This is a genomic window from Mesorhizobium sp. M7A.F.Ca.US.005.03.2.1 (assembly GCF_003997795.1).
Classification (GTDB): Bacteria; Pseudomonadota; Alphaproteobacteria; order Rhizobiales; family Rhizobiaceae; genus Mesorhizobium; species Mesorhizobium ciceri.
On sequence record NZ_RZRP01000624.1, the window covers coordinates 1 to 3,794 of the forward strand.

Here is a 3,794-nt window from a genome sequence, read left to right on the forward strand (position 1 = left end):
ACCGCCTGATCGTTATCGAACAGGGCAAAATCGTTGCCGACGGACCGAAGGACCAAGTCATACAGGCGTTGCAGAAAACAAGCGCCTGACAAAACAATTATTGCTGCATCCAATGCGTTGGGGCGTGGGAAATGCTTGCCAGGGAAGATCGGCCGCCGCTGTTTGCGTCGGCGTCCATATTCATCATCGGAGCGCTCTTCGTCGTTTTTGTCGCCTGGGCGTCCTTTGCCGAAGTCGATGAGATCGCACGCGGCGACGGCAAGGTCATACCTGCTTCCAAGACCCAGATCATCCAGGCGAGCGAGGCCGGTGTGGTTCAGGAAATCGCCGTGACGATCGGCCAGGTCGTCAAGAAGAACGATCTCATCATCCGCCTGGACAACACGCTCAACACGTCCAGCCTTGGCGAGCAGCAGGCCAAGGCGCGCGCGCTGGAAGTGCGCATAGCAAGGCTGAAATACGAACAGGCCGGCAATCTCTCGGGCCCATTTCCGTGCCCGCAGGACATCCAGTCGGTCGCTCCGCAAATCTGCGACAATGAACAGAAGCTGCTCATCGCCCGGCGTGGGAACTTCGACAACAAGCTGTCCGTGCTCAAGTCACGCCTCGATCAGCGCGAGAAGGAACTTGCCGAGGCGGAGGCCAATTCCGATCGTCTTACCAAGAACCTGGCGGTCAGCGACCAGGAGGCAAAACTGGTCGATGCGATGGTCAAGAAAGGCCTGATGGCAAGGACCGAGCAGCTCCGGGTAGAGCGCGAGCAGACCGAACTCAACGGCCAGCTGAACCTTGCCGGCGAAACGATAAAGAAGATCAGATCGTCGATCACGGAAGCTCAGCTTCAGGTCGAGGAACTCGGCCTGCAATTGCAGCAGGAGGCGCTGGACGACCTTACCCAGGCGCTGGCGGACCTTTCGGTGGTGGATGAGACCATAAGGGGAGCCACCGACAAGGTCGCGCGCACCGATATCCGGTCTCCCGTGGACGGCATCGTCAACACGCTGGAGCTGAACACGGTCGGCGCCTTCGTCCAGCCTGGCGCCGTCGTGGCCGGCATCGTGCCAACCTCCGAAACGTTGCTGGTGGAGGCGCGGGTCTCGCCGCGGGATGTCGCCTTCATCCGTCCCGACCAGGAAGCCCTTATCAAGGTCACCGCCTATGACTTCTCGATCTTCGGCGGCATCGAGGGCAAGGTCTCCAACATCACAGCCGACAGCCTGGTCGATCAGAAAACGGGGGAGCCCTATTATCAGGTGCGCGTGGCGACGGACAAATCGACGCTTCAAAGAGACGGCAAGGCCTATTCGATCATCCCCGGAATGATCTGCTCGGTCGACATCAAGACCGGGCGCAAGACGATCCTGCACTACCTCCTGAAGCCGATCAACAAGGCGCGCGAGGAGGCGATGAGTGAGCGGTAGCGCCAGCCCTCATCATTCCGATCGCGAGCGGCTGCTTGCGCCAGTCGCCGCCGAGGATTTCGGGCTGGAGTTTCGGGTCGTGGCGCGCGGTGGCATACGGCGCGGCATTCGTCTGGAGCGGGCATTCTGGATGTCGCTGAAGCAGATGGCCGAAAGCAGGAAGTGCACGATCGGCATGCTCATCGACGAGATCGCCGAAAGCCAGGCCCAGACAGGCAATCTGACATCCGCGATCAGGGTGGCCTGCATGCGTGGATTGGGGGACGAAAACCTGACCTTGCGAAGGCTTGCATCGATCAACACCATCAACGCCATACTGGTCGCGTGCCCGTCTCCGGCCTTTGCACTGGCTTCTTCGAAGAAGATCCTGTCGTTCAACGCGCCGTTCCAGCAACTGGTCAAACGCCAATTGCCGATCGCCCCAAGCGATGACGCACGGCACGACCTCAAGCTGGCGCTGGATCTCAATGTGGCCGACATCTTCACGCGGCTCGACGCCAATGGCGAATCGCCGGTGGCCACCGGTTTTGTCATCGGCGCGGGTGACCGTCGTTACCGGGGGCAATTGAATGCGGTGCGGGCTCCGGTGCTCGAGCCGGAGCTGCTGATGGCGTTCGTCTTCGGCGGCTGAATGCCCGCCAGTCCTTGGCGAGAACCTATGGCTTGGACTGGCCGAAACCCTATGGCTGAAAACCTTCGCCGGGTGCGACGGTTGCGAAACCGCCCTTGATGTCGGCCATCTGGGCGCCGCCCGGTCTTGAACCGTGGATCCAGGCCCGGTCGGTGCTGAACGAATAGAGCGGGACGTAATCCGGGAGATCGCTGTCACGCATAACGGTGTTGCTGAGGCTGTCGAGAATGAAGGTGCCGCTGCCTGTGCTCACCGACAGCACTGCGTGAAAGAAGCCTCTCTTGCGATCCTGGAGGACGACAAGCGCCATGCTTTGCGTCGGAATGCCGGCCCTCAGCAGGGCGGTCATCTTGAGGATGGCAAAATCCTCGCAATCGCCGGCTCGCCGCTCGAGAATCTCCGACGGCTTCGCCCAATAGTCGAGCTTGCCGTAGACGAGGCTGTCTTTCCTGTAGGCGATCAGGCGATTGACGCTGCTGTTGACGAAGGACAGCTTTTCGCTGAATCCCTTGTCTTGAGCGGCGGCGATCATGCCGGCAAAAGCCGTGCTCTTGTGCTCGCAGGGGCTGCCTGCCGAACAAGCGGTGATTGCCCGGTAGACAGGCGCCCAGCGCGCCGCGACGGGAAAATTGCGCATGGACAAGGCAACCGATCCGAAGACCCCTGGAATAATCGACGCGGTCTGCACCGGATCTATCCCGGCGTCATCTCGCGCCGTTGACGAGCCGTCCCCGCGGTCGACATCCGGGCTATAGCTGCCGGTGACCATGCCGATCCGGTAAGCGTCCGCAGGCTGCCAGGGCTGGGGCCTCGTCAGTGAAACACCGCCGAGACAGGGCGGCGTCTGGACCTTCTCCTGGGGCTTGCCGGGTGCGGCGATATCGCTCGCGAATGACGGCCCCGCCAGGCCGACAAGCCCGATTGCCAGCAGGAGCATCTGGAGCCCGGTTTTTCCCGGAACCGATTTTTGCTTTTTCATAACGCCCACCTTTGACTGTGGACGCTACCAATCTTGTCTCAAATTATTGGAAAGGAAGGTGGATAAATATCCAGCAACTGTCTTCATCCCTTTTATATAAAATTTTATTCGATTTATACTTTGATTTACCAAAAAATCCCGGCCAGTCCTCCGTCAGGGAAGCCTCCGGAGGCCACCATATATCAGGTTATATTGTCGCGGTTTACCACGTGTAAAAAATGCCGAGCAATGCATATCATAATATATGAAATAGATTAGGGGGCAGTTGCAAAGTAGAAATGGCCGCTGTCTCTATCCGGTAAATATCGGAGGGGTTTCAGCCATGACGAACAATATCGAGTTGGACAGCTTTTCGGGTTCCTTGAACGAGCATTCCGCGTCCAGTGAACACGGCGATCAGACATCGCCGGCGGAGATCCGGGTCGCACAGGCAAATTCGACGCAGCAGGCCGCACCGGCAGCGTCCGAACCGGTGCCGGTCGATGTCGGCGGCGGAGCGCCTGTCAAGCCGGAAGCCCCCGCGGAAGCGAAGACGCTGCCAGCAGCTGCGCCGCACGAATATGTAGCCGACGCCAGCCACGTGGTAAGGCTTCCGGCCAACGCTTCCATCGACAACATCAAGGTCGACGGCCAAAACCTTGTGCTCGAACAGGCCGACGGCTCGGTGATCGTGATCAAGGATGGCGCCCTGAACGTGCCGACCTTCATCATCGGCGACGTCGAGGTGCCGCGCGTTGCCTTGCTGGCGGCGCTGGAAGCCAGC

The 3,794-nt window shown here is 59.9% G+C and carries 4 protein-coding genes; 3 read left to right on the forward strand and 1 reads right to left on the reverse strand.

Features of this window, described 5'->3' with window-relative positions; all coding sequences use genetic code 11:
• Positions 1-131 precede the first annotated feature (131 nt).
• Both EN991_RS27000 and EN991_RS27005 read left to right on the forward strand, forming a co-directional pair.
• A complete protein-coding gene (locus EN991_RS27000; protein ID WP_127369905.1) occupies positions 132-1,421 on the forward strand; it encodes an HlyD family type I secretion periplasmic adaptor subunit in 1,290 nt (429 codons plus the stop codon).
• Positions 1,411-2,052 carry a ribbon-helix-helix domain-containing protein gene (locus EN991_RS27005; RefSeq protein ID WP_024502654.1) on the forward strand — a complete coding sequence of 214 codons (642 nt, stop codon included), beginning with the start codon at positions 1,411-1,413 and terminating at the stop codon, positions 2,050-2,052. The genes EN991_RS27000 and EN991_RS27005 overlap by 11 nt, the downstream gene beginning before the upstream one ends.
• A gap of 49 nt (positions 2,053-2,101) precedes the next feature.
• Here the strand turns inward: EN991_RS27005 and EN991_RS27010 are convergent, their stop codons facing one another.
• Positions 2,102-3,031 carry a transglutaminase-like cysteine peptidase gene (locus tag EN991_RS27010; protein WP_127369906.1) on the reverse strand — a complete coding sequence of 310 codons (930 nt, stop codon included), beginning with the start codon at positions 3,029-3,031 and terminating at the stop codon, positions 2,102-2,104.
• A 322-nt stretch (positions 3,032-3,353) separates the two neighbouring features.
• Here EN991_RS27010 and EN991_RS27015 point away from each other — a divergent pair.
• Positions 3,354-3,794, forward strand: a 441-nt coding sequence (locus tag EN991_RS27015) for a hypothetical protein (RefSeq protein WP_206519255.1), incomplete at its 3' end; no start/stop codon positions are given.

Bases quoted from the DNA above. Each gene is read 5' to 3' on its own strand.
- EN991_RS27000 (WP_127369905.1), top strand. From the start codon at position 132: ATGCTTGCCAGGGAAGATCGGCCGCCGCTGTTTGCGTCGGCGTCCATA.
- EN991_RS27010 (WP_127369906.1), bottom strand. From the start codon at position 3,031: ATGAAAAAGCAAAAATCGGTTCCGGGAAAAACCGGGCTCCAGATGCTC.